The 2,345-nt window shown below is 71.0% G+C and carries 2 protein-coding genes; both read left to right on the forward strand.

Going from position 1 to position 2,345, the window contains the following annotated elements:
* Positions 1-875 (forward strand): UDP-glucose dehydrogenase family protein (locus tag H5J30_RS27870; RefSeq protein WP_181790066.1); only part of this gene is annotated, 875 nt, incomplete at its 5' end.
* 55 nt (positions 876-930) lie between these two features.
* On the forward strand, positions 931-2,345 hold a 1,415-nt coding region (locus tag H5J30_RS27875), incomplete at its 3' end, for a polysaccharide pyruvyl transferase family protein (RefSeq protein WP_181790067.1).

The raw sequence follows: 2,345 nt of genomic DNA on the forward strand, positions 1-2,345 counted from the left end.
GGAACCCCGAGTTCCTGCGCGAGGGCTTCGCCGTCGAGGACACCCTGCGCCCCGACCGCGTCGTCGTCGGCGTGGCGAGCGAGCGCGCGGAGGAACTGCTGCGGGAGGTGTACGCGGGCCCGCTCGGCGACGGCACCCCCTTCGTGGTCGCCGACTACCCGACCGCGGAGCTGGTGAAGACCTCCGCCAACGCCTTCCTGGCCACGAAGATCTCGTTCATCAACGCCATGGCGGAGATCTGCGAGGCGGCCGGCGGTGACGTCGTGAAGCTGGCCGAGGCCATCGGCTACGACGACCGGATCGGGAAGAAGTTCCTGCGCGCCGGCGTCGGCTTCGGCGGCGGCTGCCTGCCCAAGGACATCCGCGCGTTCATGGCCCGCGCCGGCGAACTCGGCGTCGACCAGGCGCTGACGTTCCTCCGCGAGGTCGACTCGATCAACATGCGCCGCCGCGCCCACATGGTCGAACTCGCCCGCGAAGCCTGCGGCGAGACCTTCCTGGGCCGCCGGATCGCCGTCCTGGGCGCGACCTTCAAGCCCGACTCCGACGACGTGCGCGACTCCCCCGCGCTCAACGTCGCCGGGCAGATCCACCTCCAGGGCGGCCAGGTCACCGTCTACGACCCCAAGGGCACGGAGAACGCCCGCCGGGAGTTCCCGACGCTGCGCTACGCCGCCTCCGCCGAGGACGCGGTCACCGGCGCGGACGTCGTCCTGCACCTCACGGAATGGAGCGAGTTCCGCAACCTCGACCCGCGCCGGCTCGCCCGCGCCGCAGCCACCGCGCACCTCATCGACGGCCGCAACACCCTGGACCCGGCGCCCTGGCGCGCCGCGGGCTGGACCTTCCGCGCCATGGGCCGTCCCGCACTCTGAAGCACGCCCGTACCACCACCGCAGCAGCCCCCACAGGAACGGAACGACCCCCACCATGAAGCACCTCCTTGTCCGCTCGGGTAAGAGCCCGTTCTACGTCCCGACGCGGACCGAGGTCATCCAGCAGGACCTCATCGGCACCAACGCCGGGAACCTGGTGTTCAGCGACGCCACGCACAAACTGCTCCAGGTTCCCGGCGCCACCGAAGTCACCTCCAACGGCCTCAGGACGGACTCCTCCAAGGAGCGCGCGGCCCAGATCAACGAGCAGTACGACGCCTTCGTCGTGCCGCTCGCCAACGCCTTCCGCCCGTCGTTCGAGCCCTCGCTCAACCGGCTCAGCAGGCTCATCGAGCAGTTGAAGATCCCCGTCGTCGTCATCGGCGTCGGCGCCCAGGCGGGCACGGACTACGACACCGAGCGGCTGAAGGCCATCGAGCCGGCGGTCAAGCGGTTCATGAAGGCGGTGCTCAAGCGGTCCGCGTCCGTGGGCGTACGCGGCGAGCTGACCGCCGACTACCTGAAGGAACTCGGCTACAAGGGCAAGGAGGTCGACATCATCGGCTGCCCGTCGATGTTCCTCCACGGCGACACCTTCCCCGAGATCCGCCTGCCCGAGGGCGGCATCACCGACGCCTCCCGGATCGCGATCAACATCTCCCCGGGCGCCCCGAAGGTCGGGCCGATCGCGGAGATCGCGCAGCGCACGTACGAGCGCTTCGCCGACCTCACGTACTACGCCCAGAACCTCACCGACGCCGAACTGCTGCTCTGGGGCGACACCACCGCCGAGAAGGGCCAGGCGGCCGAGTTGCCGAACCAGGCCGCGCACGGCCTGCTGCGCGACGACAAGATGCGGCTGCCCACCGACCCGTACCGCTGGATGGCCGAACTGCGCGAGCACGACTTCGCGTTCGGCACCCGCATCCACGGCAACATCACCGCGCTGCTCGCCGGCACCCCCGCCGTCGTGCTCTGCCACGACTCGCGCACCCTCGAACTCTGCCGCTACTTCGGCATCCCGTACGAGATGCTGGCCGACCAGCCCGCCGACCTGGACCCGGCGCAGCTCTACGAGAAGGCCGACTTCGGCGGGCTGCAGAACGGCCACCAGGAGCGCTGGGACCGCTTCGCGCGCTTCCTCGACCGCAACGGGCTCCAGGACACGTACACCCACGGCGACCGCGGCGCCGCCTTCGAGGAGCGCATGGCCGCCCTCGACCTGCCGCCCTCGATGCGGGTGTGGGACGGCTCCGACGACGGCGCCAACCGCTACCGCGTCGCCTGGCTGCACGAGCGGGCCGAGAACGTCCGCAAGCGGCAGGACGCCGCCGCGCGCCGCATCGGCGAGCTGAAGGAGCGCAACGAGGAGCTGACCGAGCAGGTCGGGCGGCTGGAGAAGCAGCTCGCCGGGCTGGAGCGGCGCGTCGGCGCCATGGACAAGCGGCCGCTGGGCCGGCTCGGCGGGAT

Source organism: Streptomyces phytophilus, from assembly GCF_013870535.1.
Taxonomy (GTDB): Bacteria; Actinomycetota; Actinomycetes; order Streptomycetales; family Streptomycetaceae; genus Streptomyces; species Streptomyces phytophilus.